Origin of the sequence: Micromonospora sp. DT4, from assembly GCF_049841675.1 — a bacterium.
Classification (GTDB): Bacteria; Actinomycetota; Actinomycetes; order Mycobacteriales; family Micromonosporaceae; genus Micromonospora.
This window is the reverse complement of sequence record NZ_JBNCKT010000289.1, coordinates 1-1,316: the sequence shown is the minus strand read 5'-3', so window position 1 is coordinate 1,316 and position 1,316 is coordinate 1. Positions and strand designations below refer to the sequence as shown.

Sequence of the window (1,316 nt, the reverse complement as noted above, 5' to 3'; positions counted from 1 at the left end):
GCAAGGGCCGACGACCCACAGCCAGATTGGCGACCTTCTGTGTTGTGGCGGACACCGACCGCGACTCCCCACCGGCCGCCTCCATGGGGTGCACAAGAAAGGTCTTGTCGTCCCGATACTCCGTCTGCAGCCCACGGGCGTTCAGAGCCTGAGCGATCATCCCCTGCGGATCCACAAGCCCCTGGCGGATGAGAGTACTCATCCGCGCGCCGAGATCAATGACGTCCCCCGTTTCCGGGAGCGTGACCGGGGGGTCGGATACAGGGGGGATCTTTCCCGCCCTTGTGGAGTCGCCTTCGCACCAGAGGTCATAAGCGGCGAACGTCGCCTTGTCCCTCTCTGCCTTCTCGGCAACAGTGACAAGCACGCTCTTGTCTCGGGGGATTCGAATCTTGTTGCGGTTGACCTCCGGCCGGAAACCGCTCTCGTTCAGAACATCGAAGAGTCCCTGATGAAACAAAAATCCCGCTTTCCGCAAATCCTGAAATACTTTCCCGACGCGGTGAACCTTCCCCCCGGCATCCTCCACCTCTTTTGCTACGGCGGGAATTTTGCCCGAGTTCTCGCCATCTGGCCCCACCCAAAGCTGAATCCCCGCGATCCGCTCCTGATTGTCCTCTTCCTTCTTGGCCGTTGGTGGCCGGGGCTTCGGTGGCGGCTCCCCGGGCACCCTCAAGCCATCAAATCTCGATGTGTCGCCCTCATTCCGGTAGATGACCTCGAGGCGGCCTTTTCCTTTCAGCATCGTGGCCATCTCACCGTCTGGGTCGGCATGCCCCCTGCTCTTGAGCTTGGACATAAACTGGCCGAGCTGGAACTGCTTGTCTGGCTTATTCGGATTGGGTCGCTCCAGCGTGGTGTCCGGCATCTTCCCGATGTTATGGGGTATACCGTTTGCGTCTTTCTCGTCGAGCCAGGCGTCATAGACGGCGATGAAGTCTCTCATGTTCTCGTCGCTCATTTTCTTAAACCCGACGATATGCATATGTCCGTCACCGTCGTATGCGACCTCGAATCCGGCGTCCGTCAGGGCTTGGGCAAGCTTGGCATTGTCGGAAAACACCCCAACTTGTGTCAGGTTATGGAGAATTCTTCCGACGGGGTATGCCTCTCCTTCGACATCCACAGAATCGTCCCGAGGGGGGATTGTGTTCCGACGGTTGGGGAGGTCTTTCTGCACCCACGTGGTGATGGCGGCGACACGATCGTCCACGGTGTAGTGGTGGCGTGGCTTGCGATCTTTGTTGGGGTATGGCTTCTGGCGTTGTTTTTGGCGTGATGTTCGGGTTGGTCCGCTGGTGGACGGGGCCGCCGTG

1 protein-coding gene is annotated in these 1,316 nt (G+C 59.4%); it reads right to left on the bottom strand.

Features of this window, described 5'->3' with window-relative positions; genetic code table 11:
* Positions 1-1,213, bottom strand: a 1,213-nt coding sequence (locus tag ACLQ24_RS29690) for a hypothetical protein (protein ID WP_425895045.1), incomplete at its 3' end; no start/stop codon positions are given.
* Positions 1,214-1,316 lie beyond the last annotated feature (103 nt).